This is a genomic window from Streptomyces sp. NPDC058195, assembly GCF_042883525.1.
In the GTDB taxonomy this organism is placed as follows: domain Bacteria; phylum Actinomycetota; class Actinomycetes; order Streptomycetales; family Streptomycetaceae; genus Streptomyces.
The window spans coordinates 92,034-105,800 of record NZ_JBHVVM010000005.1; the positions used below are offsets into that span (position 1 = coordinate 92,034).

General features: G+C 72.2%; 10 protein-coding genes. 8 read left to right on the forward strand and 2 right to left on the reverse strand.

What is annotated here, in order from left to right:
- Positions 1–23 precede the first annotated feature (23 nt).
- Positions 24–764, reverse strand: a complete 741-nt coding sequence (locus tag ACFVWY_RS08200; RefSeq protein WP_389868485.1) for a hypothetical protein — start codon at positions 762–764, stop codon at positions 24–26.
- 599 nt (positions 765–1,363) lie between these two features.
- On the opposite strand from ACFVWY_RS08200, the gene ACFVWY_RS08205 reads away from it, so the two are divergent.
- The 5 genes from ACFVWY_RS08205 (at position 1,364) to ACFVWY_RS08225 (ending at position 7,917) form a co-directional block, all read left to right on the forward strand.
- Positions 1,364–2,347, forward strand: coding sequence for an ABC transporter permease (locus ACFVWY_RS08205; RefSeq protein WP_389868487.1), 984 nt, complete (start codon positions 1,364–1,366; stop codon positions 2,345–2,347).
- Between the two features lies 1 nt (position 2,348).
- Positions 2,349–3,296: an ABC transporter permease gene (locus ACFVWY_RS08210; RefSeq protein WP_389868489.1), complete on the forward strand. Its 948-nt coding sequence runs from the start codon at positions 2,349–2,351 to the stop codon at positions 3,294–3,296.
- A complete protein-coding gene (locus ACFVWY_RS08215) occupies positions 3,293–5,374 on the forward strand; it encodes a dipeptide ABC transporter ATP-binding protein (RefSeq protein ID WP_389868491.1) in 2,082 nt (693 codons plus the stop codon). The genes ACFVWY_RS08210 and ACFVWY_RS08215 overlap by 4 nt, the downstream gene beginning before the upstream one ends.
- A 76-nt stretch (positions 5,375–5,450) precedes the next feature.
- Complete coding sequence (locus ACFVWY_RS08220; RefSeq protein WP_389868493.1) at positions 5,451–7,130, forward strand: ABC transporter family substrate-binding protein; 1,680 nt, start codon at positions 5,451–5,453, stop codon at positions 7,128–7,130.
- Positions 7,131–7,305: 175 nt separating this feature from the next.
- Positions 7,306–7,917 carry an NADPH-dependent FMN reductase gene (locus tag ACFVWY_RS08225; RefSeq protein ID WP_389868495.1) on the forward strand — a complete coding sequence of 204 codons (612 nt, stop codon included), beginning with the start codon at positions 7,306–7,308 and terminating at the stop codon, positions 7,915–7,917.
- Between the two features lie 46 nt (positions 7,918–7,963).
- On the opposite strand, the gene ACFVWY_RS08230 is transcribed toward ACFVWY_RS08225, so the two are convergent.
- A complete protein-coding gene (locus tag ACFVWY_RS08230; RefSeq protein ID WP_389868497.1) occupies positions 7,964–8,671 on the reverse strand; it encodes a vancomycin high temperature exclusion protein in 708 nt (235 codons plus the stop codon).
- A 155-nt stretch (positions 8,672–8,826) separates the two neighbouring features.
- Between ACFVWY_RS08230 and ACFVWY_RS08235 the strand changes: the two genes are divergently transcribed.
- The 3 genes from ACFVWY_RS08235 (at position 8,827) to dnaG (ending at position 13,571) form a co-directional block, all read left to right on the forward strand.
- Complete coding sequence (locus ACFVWY_RS08235) at positions 8,827–10,119, forward strand: deoxyguanosinetriphosphate triphosphohydrolase (RefSeq protein ID WP_389868499.1); 1,293 nt, start codon at positions 8,827–8,829, stop codon at positions 10,117–10,119.
- Between the two features lie 208 nt (positions 10,120–10,327).
- Complete coding sequence (locus tag ACFVWY_RS08240; protein ID WP_389868501.1) at positions 10,328–11,587, forward strand: NAD(P)/FAD-dependent oxidoreductase; 1,260 nt, start codon at positions 10,328–10,330, stop codon at positions 11,585–11,587.
- A 79-nt stretch (positions 11,588–11,666) separates the two neighbouring features.
- Entirely contained in the window at positions 11,667–13,571 is a 1,905-nt protein-coding gene (gene dnaG / locus ACFVWY_RS08245; RefSeq protein WP_389868502.1) for a DNA primase, read from the forward strand.
- Positions 13,572–13,767 lie beyond the last annotated feature (196 nt).

The window sequence follows — 13,767 nt, forward strand, 5'->3', positions numbered from 1 at the left end:
ACGGAGACGTGAATCCGGCTCCGTCAGCCGGCTCCCTGCGTGCCGCTCGCCCGGCGACGCAGGAGCCAGGCTCCGCCGACGGCGGCCACGGCGAGTACGCCGGCGCCCGCCGCGATCTGGGTGGTGTCGGAGTGGACACTGCCGCCGACACCGGTTCCGACATGCCCGGTGGGGCCGGTGGGGCGATGCCCGGACGGCGCGTCCTCACGGCCCGGGGTCTCGCGCCCGCCCGAGCCGCTGTCGTTCCGGCCCGGTTCCTCCCTGTCGCCGTTGCCGGACGGGCTCCAGCCCTCCTGCCCGTCCGGGGAACCCCGGCCGGAGGACTCCTTGTGCGAGGAGTCCCGGCCGCCCTGGGGCTCACGCCCGTCCGGGCCGCTGCCGTACCCCGACGAGGTGTCGCCGCGACCGGAGGAGTCCCCCCGGTCACCGCCGCGGTCCCCGCTCCGGTCGCCGTCGCCGCCTCCCTCTTCGCCGCCGTCCCCGGAAGCGTCGCCGAAGCCGGAGAGGACACCGCCCCCGCTCGCCGCGTCGAGCAGCGAGGGCGCCTGGCGCCCGGAGAAGACGTCCAGCGGGAACAGCTCGTCCCCGCCGCCCCCGGATTCGTCGTCCGGAGGGCTGTCGTCGGTACGCGACACGGCCTGGGACGGGCCGGTCCGCGGTGCGCCGGGGCCGTCCGCGTGCGCGGCCGGTCCGGCGGTGAGGAGGCCGAGCGCGGCTATGGTGACCGCGGTTGCGGCACCGGTCACTATGCGGACAGGGCGCATGAGGGTTCCTCCGGCGATGGTCACGAGGTGGTGTGTCCTGACCACGAGCTAACGGGCGACACGCCGTGCATGCCTGCTGACACCAAGTCAGCTTTCACCCGTACGGACCGGCGCGCCCTCCTTGCCGCGGTGTGATCGTGCAGGTCAGGGCGGTGATCGAAGGAGGTGGGGCCGCCTCTTCGGCGCCCGGTGCCGATCGGGTGACGCACGATGCGGGCGATGTGGCGCAGGTCACATGCATGGTCGGGCGGGTGCCGGGAACACGCTCCTCACCCCCCACGGGACGGTTCGACAGGCCGCCCCCGGCCGCCGCCCCCGCCGAGCCCGCCCCCCTGGGCCCGGCGGGGGCGGATCCGCGCCGGAGTGTGCCCGGCCCCAGGTGTTCCGTCACGCACGGCGACCGAATGCTTCGGCAGTGTGTAGATCTCATGGCGGGGGCGGCGAAACGGTGGTGCTTGCGCGCGGGCGCACGCCAGGCTGGCGCTCGCACGTTCGTGCCCCTGATCCGTCCGTAGAAAGTCCACGCCGCAGATGTACACGCGCCTTCGACCCGGCATCCCCGAGATGCGCCTTCCGCGCGCGGGGAGGAGGTGGCGCGCGTGGTCCGCTATGTGATCCGCAAGGCGGCCGGCTGGCTCCTGATGATTGTGGTCGCCACCAACGCCACCTACTTCCTGGCCAGTTGGTTCCTGGACCCGCGGTCGAACTTCAGGGAGCTGCGCCCGGTCCGTACCGAGGAGCAGATCGACCGGGCGCTCGCGCCGTACAACCTGAGCTCGCAGGAGCCGCTGCTGCACCGCTGGTGGGACTGGCTCACCTCGGTGGTCCTCCACTTCGACTGGGGCAGGTCGCCCACCGGTGTCTCCGTCAACGGCGAGATCGGCTACCGGGCCCTGATCAGCGGGGAGCTGGTCATCATCGCGACCGTCCTGTCCGTGGTCATCGGCGTCGGGCTGGCCGTGTACACCGCCTCGCGGCAGTACGGCTGGGCCGACCGGATCGCACAGGCGGTGTCCATCGCGGTGTTCAACATCCCGACCGCCGTCGCCGCGCTCGCGGTGGTCTTCGCGGCCATCTGGCTGAACCAGCACGCCGGGTTGGGCTTCCTCTACGTCGCCGGGGAGAACTCCCCAGGCGTGGAAGGGGTGTTCGCGACGGTCGGCGACCGGTTGCTGCACCTGATCCTGCCGACCGTGAGCCTGACGCTCATGGGCTACGTCGGCTACCACCTGACGCAGCGTTCCCTGCTGCTCGACACGATCAACGCGGACTTCGTCCGTACCGCCCAGGCCACCGGACTGACCCGGTCCCAGGCGATCCGCAGGCACGCCCTGCGCGCCGCGCTCATCCCCACCGCGACCTCCGTGGCGTTCAGCATCCCGGCCATGTTCACCGGCGCCGTCATCACCGAGACGGTCTTCGGCTGGAACGGGATGGGCCGCTACTTCATCCAGACCATCAGCAAGAACGACGTACACGGCACGGTCGCGACGGCGGCCTTCGCCGCCGTCCTCACTGCGATCGGCGCGATCCTCGCGGATGTCGCCACCGTCTTCCTCGACCCCCGAGTGAGGGTGAACTGACGTGGCGACAGACATGAACGCCGACGTCCCGAACGCCGGCGTGCCGACGGCCGACACCCCGCGGCCCGCGGCGAAGGACACGCCCCACCTCGGTCTCGGCCGTCTCTACCTGCGGCGCTTCCTGCGCAACCGGCTCGCCGTCGCCGGTGTCGTGATCTTCCTGCTGCTGGTGCTGTTCAGCGCCTTCGGCGGGCTGCTCACCCCGTACACGTACTCCGACGCCGACTTCGCCGCGCTCACTCAGCCGCCGAGCGCCACCCACTGGTTCGGCACCAACCAGGGCGGCAACGATGTCTACGCCTCCGCCGTGCACGGGCTCCAGCGCTCCCTGGCGATCGCGGTGAGCGTCTCCGTGCTGACCATCGTCGTCGCCGCGGTCATCGGCTCCAGCGCCGCGTACTTCGGCGGCCGGGTGGAGAAGGCGACCCTCGCCGTCATCCACTTCCTGCTGGTCGTCCCCTCGTTCCTGATCCTCGCCCTGGTCTCCCACCGGCTCGCCGGGGACTGGCGGGTCCTCATCGTCGTCCTCACCGTGTTCGGCTGGATGTCGACCGCGCGGGTCATCTGGTCCGTCTCGACCTCGCTGCGGGAACGGGACTACGTCACGGCCGCCGAGTTCATGGGGGTCAGCGCACCGCGCATCATCCTGCGCCACATCATCCCCAACCTCGGCTCGCTGCTGATCGTCAACCTGACGCTCGGCGTCGTCGCGACCGTGCTCAGCGAGACCGCCCTGTCCTTCCTCGGCTTCGGCGTCCAGACCCCGGACGTCTCCCTCGGCACGATGCTGGCCGACGGCGCGGGCACCATCACGAGCGCCCCGTGGCTCTTCGCCTTCCCCGCCGGGCTGGTCGTGCTGCTCACCGTGTCGATGACCTTCGTCGGCGACGGGCTGCGCGACGCCCTCGACCCCACGTCCGTGACCGGTGCGGCAGGAGGCCGACGATGACCCTCACGACCCTGGCCGAGGCCCAGGACCCCGTCGCCGCCGAGCCGGTGCTCTCGGTACGGGACCTGCGCGTCACCTTCCCCTCGGAGGCCGGGCCCGTCGAGGCCGTGCGCGGCGTCGGCTTCGACCTGCTGCCCGGCCGGACCCTCGGCATCGTCGGCGAGTCCGGCTCCGGCAAGTCGGCCACCGCGATGGCCGTGATGGGCCTGCTGCCGCCCTCCGCCGAGGTGAGCGGACAGGTGCTGCTCGGCGGCCGCGACCTGGTCGGCCTCGGCGACAGGGAGATCTCCGCGATCCGCGGCAACTCCATCGGCATGGTCTTCCAGGACCCGCTGTCCGCGCTCACCCCGATCTTCTCCGTGGGCCGGCTGCTCTCCGACGCCCTGCGCGTCCACCAGGACCTCACGAAGCAGGCCGCCTGGGAGCAGGCCGTCGAACTCCTCGACCTCGTCGGCATCCCCGACCCCCGGGGCCGGGCCAAGTCCTTCCCGCACGAGTTCTCCGGCGGCATGCGCCAGCGCGTCGTCATCGCGATGGCGATCGCCAACCGGCCCTCGGTGCTCGTCGCGGACGAACCCACCACCGCCCTCGACGTCACCGTGCAGGCGCAGATCCTCGACGTGCTGCGGCTCGCCCAGCGGGAGACCGGCGCCGGACTCGTCCTCATCACCCACGACCTCGGTGTGGTGGCCGGTCACACCGACGACGTCGCCGTGATGTACGCGGGCCGGATCGTGGAACGGGCCGGTGTCGACGAGCTGTTCCGCCGCCCCGCGATGCCCTACACCGCCCGGCTGCTCGCCGCCGTCCCCACCGTGGACAGCGGTGTCCACCGGCCCCTGGTCCCGATCGGCGGAGAACCGCCCGCACTCGTCGGCCTCCCGGCGGGCTGCCCCTTCGCGAGCCGCTGCGCCGTCGTCCAGGACGCCTGCCGGGACGGCGAACCCGCCCTGCGCGAGATCACCGGGCACGGACACGCGGCCTGCCTGCGCGCCGGCGAGATCGCCGCCGGAACCCTGGACCCCGCCGGGGACCACGTACCGGACGCGCTGCCCGGCGGACCCGGCGGGACGGCCACCGGGGAGGTGGTGCTCCGGGTCGAGGACCTGGTCAAGACCTTCCCGGTCACCAAGGGCGCCCTCCTCAAGCGCCGGGTCGGCACCCTGCACGCCGTCAGCCGGGTGAGCTTCGAGCTGCGCGCCGGGGAAACCCTGGGACTGGTCGGCGAGTCGGGGAGCGGCAAGACCACCACCCTCCTGGAGGTCCTCCGGCTGAAGCGGCCCGAGAGCGGCCGGATCGAGGTCTCCGGCACCGACATCGGCACGGTCGAATCCGCCGCCCGGATACGGGAGCTGCGGCAGGACGTCCAGATCGTCATGCAGGACCCGCTCGGCGCCCTGAACCCGCGGCTGCCCGTCTTCCAGCTGCTCGCCGAACCGCTCCGGGCCGCCGGGAGGGACCGCGGGGCCATCGACGCCCGGGTCCGCGAACTCCTCACGCTGGTCGGCCTGGACGCCACGGTGAGCGGTCGCTTCCCGGCCGCGCTCTCCGGCGGACAGCGCCAGCGGATCGGCATCGCCAGGGCCCTGGCCACCGAGCCGAAACTGCTCGCGCTCGACGAGCCGCTGTCGGCGCTGGACGTATCGGTGCAGGCCGGAGTGATCAACCTGCTGGCCCGGCTCAAACGCGAACTCGGCCTCGCCTACCTGGTGGTCGCCCACGACCTGGCCGTGGTCCGCCACATCTCCGACCGGATCGCGGTGATGTACCTGGGACACATCGTCGAGACCGGGGAGACCGAGGCGATCTTCTCCGACCCCAGGCACCCCTACACCCGGGCGCTGCTGTCGGCGATCCCGGTCCCCGACCCGCGGCGGGAACGCGCCCGCGAACGCATCGTGCTCCAGGGCGAGCAGCCCAGCGCCACCCGCCCGCCCGCGGGCTGCGTCTTCGTCGACCGCTGCCCGCTGTACCGCCTCGCCGACGAGGACGTGCGCGCCCGCTGCCGCACGGAGCGCCCCGAACCCACGGCGGTGGCCGTCCGTCCCGGTCACCGGTACGCCTGCCACGCCGTCTGAGCCCGCTCGCGTACGTCCCGCTCACCCCACGGACACGCCCCCTCCTGTCACCGAACCAGTAAGGAGCCCTTCCGCCATGCGCGCAAGACTGGCCCTGCCCCTCGCCCTCGTCGCCGCCGTCTCCGTCGCCGCCACCGCGTGCGACGCCCCGTCCGGGAAGGACGGGGGCGGCGGGGACAAGGGCGCCCCCAAGGCCGCCTCGTCCGTGACCGACTACAACCCGGTCCCGTACGACAAGGTCAGGGACGGCGGCACGTACACCACCGCCGGGACCTTCGACGACCAGGGCAACCCGTTCAACGTCAACGCCACCCTGACCGCGTCCCGGGTCTGGTCCTGGTACAACGCCGACGCGATCACCTACTCGCCCACCGGCGAGGTGCAGTACAACCCGGACTACTACAGCGATGTGAAGGTCTCCGTCGAGGGCGGCAGCCAGAAGGTCGTCCTGACCATCAACGAGAAGGCGGCCTTCAACGACGGCACCCCGATCGACTGGACCGCGATCGAGGCCACCTGGAAGGCCAACAACGGCTCGGACAAGGCGTTCGACGCCTCCACCACCGACGGCTACAGCCAGATCACCTCGGTGACCAGGGGCGAGAACGCCAAGCAGGCCGTCATCACGTTCAAGGGCGTCAACTCCGCCTGGTCGACCCTGTTCAGCACCTTCCTGCACCCCAAGGCGGCCACCGTCGCCAACTTCAACAAGGCGTACGTCAAGAAGGCCCACCCGGAGTGGGGCGCGGGCCCGTACACCGTCGGCGAGTGGAACACCCACTCCGGCGGCATCACCTTCGTCCGCAACGCGAAGTGGTGGGGCAAGAAGGGCAAGCTCGACAAGCGCGTCTACGTCAACCTGGAGTCCACCGCCGCGGTCAACGCCTTCAAGAACGGCCAGCTCGACTACACCTCGGCCGTCGACGCCGAGAGCCTCAAGCAGGTCAAGGGGCTGAAGGGCACGGAGATCCGCAGCGGCGGCAGTCCCTTCGAGTACGCGCTCTACTTCAACACCAAGTCCGCGAACCTCGCCGACACGGCCGTCCGCAAGGCCATCCAGCAGGGCATCGACCGCTCCCAGATCGCCAGGATCCAGTTCCAGGGGCTCGACTACAAGGAGCCGCTGCCCGGCTCGGCCGTGCTGTACAGCTTCCAGAAGGGCTACGAGGACAACGTCTCGAAGGTGCTGGCCTACGCGCCGGACGAGGCGAAGAAGACGCTCGACGGGGCCGGCTGGAAGCCCGGCTCCGACGGCATCCGCGCCAAGGACGGCAAGAAGCTGTCGATCGGCTACACCATGGTCGGCGAGGACCCGCTGGACAAGGCCGTCGCCGGTGCCTTCGCCGCGATGCTCAAGCCGATCGGCGTCGAACTGGTCATCAAGAAGGCCGACGAGGCGGACTTCGCGAAGGTCATCAGCGAGCGCAGGTTCGACCTCTTCCTGTCCGGGAACCGCTCCATGGACCCGTTCGGTGCCCGCTACCTGTGCGACTTCTACTGCTCCGACCGTGACTCCAACATCACCGGCGCCGGAAACCCGGACCTGGACAAGAAGATCCGCGACGTCCTCGACATCGCCGACCTCGACCAGCAGGCCGCGGCCGCCAACGAGGTCGAGCGCGAGGCGCTTCAGCAGCACGCCTTCCTCCCGCTGTTCAGCGGCCCGTCGACGTACAGCGTGAAGAAGGGCCTGGCCAACGTCGGCGCCACCATCTTCTACAGCCCGCTCCCCGAGACGGTCGGCTGGGAGAAGTAACCCCGCCCGCGTACGCGCGCAGCAGCGTTCCCGCGTTCCCGCCCCGGTGCCGCCGTCCGGCCGCACCGGGGCGCGGTGCGTGCGGGGGCGCCTGCGGGCGGGGCCGGGAGGAGTCCGGGAGCGTGTCCGTGAACGGGCTTGACCTCAACCGAGGTTGATGAACGAACCTCGTCATATGGACCTCACCACCGCACCCACGACCCCCGCCACCGCACCCCTGAAGGTCGCGGTCATCCTCGCCAGCAACCGCGAGGGCCGGTTCGCGCCCGTCATCGCCGACTGGCTGCTCGCCCACACCGAAGCCCACCCCGGCATCGTGACCGATCTGATCGACGTCGCGGAGGCCGACCTCCCGACCGCCCTCTCCTTCCGGCCCGGACCCGGCGCGCAGGCCCGGCTCGGCGCCCTCGCGCCCCGGCTGGCGGAGGCCGACGCCTTCGTCGTCGTCACGCCCGAGTACAACCACTCCTACCCGGCCCCGCTGAAGAACCTCATCGACTGGTACCGCGACGAATGGCAGGCCAAGCCCGTCGGCTTCGTCTCGTACGGCGGGGTCTCCGGCGGACTGCGCGCCGTGGAGCACCTGCGGCAGGTCTTCGCGGAGCAGCACGCCGTCGGCATCCGCGAGACCGTCTCCTTCCACAACGCGGGCGCCCTCTTCGACGAGCAGGGCAGGCACCGCGACCCGGAGGGCTGCGACGCGGCGGCCAAGGTGCTGCTCGACCAGCTGCTCTGGTGGGGGCGGGCCCTGCGCGAGGCCAGGGCGGCGCGCCCCTACAGCGGCTGACCCCGCAGCCCCGGGGCGCAGCGGCCGGATCCGGGGCCCAGGGGCCCTACTCGGGCGCCGCCAGCGCCTCCACGATCCCGGTCTCCCGCGGACCCAGGAAGTGCGGATCGGGCCTGAAGAGCGCGTCCAGCGCAGCCTTCCCCGCCGCGAACACCTCCCGCGTCCCGCCGTAGTACCAGGTCGCGTCGTGCACCGCGTCCACCCCGACCCCGTAGGAGTCGATCCCGGCGCTCCGGCACAGGGCGACCGCCCGGCGTATGTGGAAGCCCTGGCTCACCAGCACCGCGCGGTCGACCCCGAAGATCTTCTTGGCCCGCACACAGGAGTCCCAGGTGTCGAAACCGGCGAAGTCACTCACGATGCGCCGGTCCGGCACCCCGTGCTCCCTGAGGTAGGTGCGCATGGCGTCCGGCTCGTCGTACTCCTCGCGGCTGTTGTCCCCGGTCACCAGCACGACCCGCACCTTCCCGTCCCGGTACAGCCGGGCGGCGGTGTTCAGCCGGTTGGCGAGGTACGGGGTCGGCCTGCCCTCCCACAGACCGGCCCCGAACACCACCGCCACCTGGCGCGCGGGCGCGTCCGCCGCCGTCCCGACCCGGGCGTCGGCGGCCGCGTACGTCCAGGTCACGGGCGCCAGCCCGAGCACACACGCGGCCATCACCCCCTGCACGGCCCGCCGCTGCCCGCGCCGCGTCCGCGGCCACCTCGGCCGCAGCCGTCCGAGCCACCCCCGCCTCGGCCATGTCACCCGCATACGAACCCCCTCATCGCCTGCCGTACCGTGCCGTTCCCATTGATCAGACGATCAACAGGTGGAAAGGGTTCGCGGACCGGCGGACGAGTACGCCGCCGCACGGCGGCGGAGCGCCCGGAGCGTGGCTGTCGGCACGGCCGTCTACTGTCGGGACCATGGACGGTACGCACGGCACCCACAGCACGTCCCCCTACGGCACGGCGGACACCGAGCGCTGGGACACCGAGCCGGACAAGCGGCCGGGCCGCACCGCGTTCCAGCGTGACCGCGCCCGGGTGCTGCACTCCGCCGCGCTGCGACGGCTCGCCGGAAAGACCCAGGTGCTCGCCCCGGGCACCCGCGGCCGGTCCTGGGACGCCAGCCCGCGCACCCGGCTCACCCACTCCCTCGAATGCGCCCAGGTCGGCCGTGAACTCGGCGCGGCGCTCGGCTGCGACCCCGACCTGGTCGAGACGGCCTGCCTCGCGCACGACCTGGGCCACCCGCCCTTCGGGCACAACGGGGAGCAGGCCCTCAACGACTTCGCCTCCGACTGCGGGGGCTTCGAGGGCAACGCCCAGTCGCTGCGCCTGCTGACCCGGATCGAGCCGAAACGCTTCGTCCCCGACACCCGCACCGGCCAGCCGGTCAGCGTCGGCCTCAACCTGACCCGTGCCGCCCTGGACGCCGCCACCAAGTACCCCTGGCCGCGCGGCGGACACCCCACCGACCCCGGCTCCCCGAAATTCGGGGTGTACGAGGACGACCTCCCGGTCTTCACCTGGGCCCGCACGGGCACCCCCGGGCACCGCACCTGCTTCGAGGCCCAGGTCATGGACTGGTCCGACGATGTCGCCTACTCCGTGCACGACTTCGAGGACGGGCTGCACGCCGGGCACATCGACCCCGACCGGCTCTGCGCCGTACCCGAGCGCGACGGGATCTGGACGGTCGCCGTCGGCCGCTACGTACCGGCCGACACCGACCCCGCCGAGCTCGCCGCGGCACTGGACCGGCTCACCGCCCAGGAGTGGTGGCCGCGCGGCTACGACGGGACGGCCGTCGCCCAGGCCCGGCTGAAGGACGCCACCAGCCAGCTGATCGGCCGGTTCTGTCTCGCCGCCGAGCGCGGCACCCGCCAGGCGTACGGGACCGGCCGCCTCGGCCGCTACTCCGCCGGTCTGGTCGTCCCCCGCGAGGCCCGGCTGGAGTGCGCGGTGCTCAAGGCGGTCGCCGACCGGTACGTGATGCGCCGCGCCGAGCAGGAGGCGATCCGCGCCGAGCAGCGGATCGTCATCGCCGAACTCGCCGCCGCCCTGACCGCCCGCGCCCCCGAAGGGCTGGAGCCGCAGTTCCGCGCCCTGTTCGACGCCGCCCGCGACGACACGGCCCGCAAACGCGTCCTGGTCGACCAGATCGCCTCCCTGACCGACGCCTCCGCCCTCTCCCTGCACGCCGCCCTCGCCTAGGGTCTTCTGTCCGGATCGGGCCGGATCGGGCTGGATCGGGCCGGATCAGGCCGGATCAGGCCGGATCGGGCCGGGCTCGCGTGCCGTGCCCCGTCCGGCGGGCCGCGCCCAGCAGACTGGTGGCCGGGTACACCTCTTCCGCCATCACGCCGCGTGCGGGACGCTCGCAGGTGGCGGCGGAGCGCAGCAAGCACCGAGGAGGCATCACGTGGTCGACGCACACCAGACGTTCGTCATCGTCGGAGGAGGACTGGCCGGGGCCAAGGCGGCCGAGACACTCCGGACGGAGGGATTCAGCGGCCGGGTGATCCTGCTCGGCGACGAACGCGACCATCCCTACGAACGGCCCCCGCTCTCCAAGGGCTACCTGGCGGGCAAGGAGGACCGCGGCGGTGTCTTCGTCCACGAGCCCGCCTGGTACGCGGGCGCCGAGATCGAACTGCACCTGGGCCAGCCGGTCACCTCCCTCGACCGCAAGGCCCACGCCGTCGGGCTGGGCGACGGCACCGTCGTCCACTACGACAAGCTGCTGCTCGCCACCGGGGCCGAGCCGCGCCGCCTGCCGATCCCCGGCACGGACCTGGCGGGCGTCCACCACCTGCGCCGCCTCGCCCACGCCGACCGGCTGCGCAACGTACTGGCATCACTGGGCCGCGACAACGGACACCTGGTGATCGCCGGGGCCGGGTGGATCGGCCTGGAGGTCGCGGCGGCGGCACGCGGATACGGCGCCGAGGTCACGGTCATGGAGCCCGAACCGACCCCGCTGCACCGGGTCCTCGGCCCCGAACTCGGCCAGCTCTTCACCGACCTCCACAGCGATCACGGGGTCCGCTTCCACTTCGGCGTCCGCCTCACCGAGATCATCGGCCAGGACGGCCTGGTCCTCGCCGTCCGCACCGACGACGGCGAGGAGCACCCCGCCCACGACGTGCTCGCCGCGATCGGCGCCGCCCCCCGTACCGCGCTGGCCGAGACCGCCGGGCTGGCCATGGCCCCGCGCGCGGACGGCGGCGGCATCGCCGTGGACGCCTCGCTGCGCACCAGCGACCCGCACATCTTCGCCGCCGGGGACGTCGCCAACGTGGCCCATCCGCTGATCGGCACCCGGCTGCGGGTGGAGCACTGGGCCAACGCGCTGAACAGCGGCCCGGCCGCGGCCCGCGCCATGCTCGGCCAGGAGGTCTCCTACGACCGGGTGCCGTACTTCTTCTCCGACCAGTACGACCTCGGCCTTGAGTACTCCGGCTGGGCGCCGCCCGGCAGCTACGACCAGGTGGTGATCCGGGGCGACGCGGGCAAGCGGGAGTTCATCGCCTTCTGGCTGAAGGACCAGAAGGTGCTGGCCGGGATGAACGTCAATGTGTGGGACGTCACCGAGACCGTGCAGGGGCTGATCCGGTCCGGCCGCCCCCTGGACCCGGAGGCCCTGGGAGACCCGTCCGTACCGCTGGAATCCCTGGGCTGAGCCGCACCCGGCGGGCCCGTACGCGCGCGGGGCACGGCGGGCGGTCCTGCTTGTCGTACCCCACCCGTAGAATTCACACGTGGCAGGCAGGATCAATGACGACGACGTGAAGGCGGTACGGGACGCGGTCCCGATCGACGCCGTCGTTTCCGAGTACCTCCAGCTGCGCAACGCGGGCGGTGGCAACCTCAAGGGCCTCTGCCCCTTCCACGACGAGAAATCACCGTCCTTCCAGGTCAGTCCGAGCAAGGGGCTCTTCCACTGCTTCGGCTGCCAGGAGGGCGGCGACACGATCGCCTTCGTGATGAAGATCGACCATCTCTCCTTCTCCGAGACGGTCGAGCGCCTCGCCGCCAAGGCGGGCATCACCCTGCGGTACGAGGAGGGCGGCTACAACCCCTCCCACCAGCGCGGCGAGCGCATCCGGCTGGTCGAGGCGCACAAGGCCGCCGCCCAGTTCTACAGCCAGCAGCTGGACGGGCCCGAGGCCGAGATCGGCCGGAAGTTCCTCGCCGAGCGCGGCTTCGACCAGGCCGCCGCCGCCCACTTCGGTGTCGGCTACAGCCCGGCGGGCTGGGACCACCTCACCCGCTATCTGCGCGGCAAGGGCTTCAGTGACAAGGAGCTGATCACCTCCGGCCTCTCCCAGGACGGCCGCCGCGGTCCCATCGACCGCTTCCGCGGCCGGCTGATGTGGCCCATCAGCGACACCTCCGGCGACATCGTCGGCTTCGGCGCCCGCAAGCTCCGCGAGGACGACAACGGTCCCAAGTACCTGAACACCCCCGAGACCGTGATCTACAAGAAGTCCCAGGTGCTGTACGGCATCGACCTCGCGAAGAAGGACATCGCGAAGGCCAGCCGGGCCGTGGTCGTCGAGGGCTACACCGACGTCATGGCCTGCCACCTCGCCGGGATCACCACCGCCATCGCCACCTGCGGCACCGCCTTCGGCGGCGACCACATCAAGATCCTGCGCCGCCTCCTGATGGACAACGGCAGCGCCCGGGTGATCTTCACCTTCGACGGCGACGCGGCTGGCCAGAAGGCCGCCCTCCGCGCCTTCGAGGACGACCAGAAGTTCGCCGCGGAGACGTACATCGCGATCGCCCCGGACGGCATGGACCCCTGCGACCTGCGCCTGGTCAAGGGCGAGGAGGCGGTCCGCGAGCTGGTCGAGCCCCGGACCCCGCTCTTCGAGTTCGCGCTGCGCCAGATCGTCGCCCGGTACGACCTGGAGACCCCGGCCGGCCGGGCCGCCGCGCTCGACGAGGCGGCACCCGTCGTCGCCAAGATCAAGACGCAGAGCGTCCAGCGGGAGGTCGCCGTCCAGCTCGCCGGTCTCGTCGGCATCCTCGACCAGGAGTTCGTCGTCCACCGCGTCGCCCAGTTCGCCCGCTGGGCCCGCGACCGCGGGGAGCGGGGCGACCGAGGCCGCGCCCCGGACCGTCGCGAGCAGCAATCCGCCCCACCGGCACCCCGGGGCCCCGCCGGGCCCGCGCTCCACCTCCGCAGCCCCGTCTTCCACACCGAGCGGGAGCTGCTGAAGCTCGCCCTCCAGCGCCCCGAGCTGGTCTCCCCGGCCTTCGACGCCTACGGCGAGGACGAGTTCACCGCCCCGCCCTACGCGGCGGTGCGCCGGTGCATCGAGGAGGCGGGCGGCGCGGAGCGCGGCCTGGCCGAGGCCCGCGAATACCTGGCCGCCGTGCTGGACGTGGCCCCCGACGACTCCGTGCGCAGCCTGGTCACCGAGCTCGCCGTCGAGGTGTTCCGCGGCAAGTCCATCGACGAGACCTACGCGGGCATCCAGCTCGTCCAGGTCCGGCTGCGCGCCGTCGACCGCCGCATCGGCGACGTCCAGGGCAGCCTCGCCCGCCTCGGCAGCAACGTCGCCCCCGACCACCTGGCCGCCGCGCAGAACGAGGTCTGGGTCCTCCAGCAGTACGCCCAGTCCCTGCGCAGCCACGGGGCCGCCGCGCTCTGACCGCCGTCGCAGGCGCCAGAGAGCGGAAGCCTTTCACGCAGGCGCGATGGCCGCGGGCCCCGCGCTTTCGGGCGCCCCCGCGTAACCGGCCGGTCACGGTACGGACTCAGAAAGTCGCCGCACGCCCCTCGTGGCGGCGATGCGTCTTCCCCCACACTGGTGGCGGTGCCTGAGACATCGGAGCGCGGACGGCCCA